General features: G+C 54.8%; 1 pseudogene. It reads right to left on the bottom strand.

Features of this window, described 5'->3' with window-relative positions:
• Positions 1-250 (bottom strand): annotated as a pseudogene (locus O2S87_RS19380) (ISH3 family transposase); the annotation flags it as partial.

The raw sequence follows: 250 nt of genomic DNA, 5'->3' as shown, positions 1-250 counted from the left end.
CCGTGATAGGGGTTATCGACGAAATCAATGGAGACGATCCTCGACCGGTCAGGGTCGAGGATCGTCATTGCCATCTCCTTCAGTAGGTCGTTAGCAATCCGCTCTAACCACTCTCGGTTGAGAGTATTGAGCCAGTCCATGACTGTGTCGTCACAGGGAGCGTTGTCGTTGTCTTTGCAGGTTTCCCAGATGGACGTTTGGTTGACTGCTGCAAGGGTGACGACAGCCCAGATCTCGCCGGGATCGAGGG

Source organism: Halohasta sp. A2 (assembly GCF_056175805.1).
The sequence above is the reverse complement of the archived record's forward strand: the minus strand, read 5'-3'. Positions and strand labels throughout refer to the sequence as shown.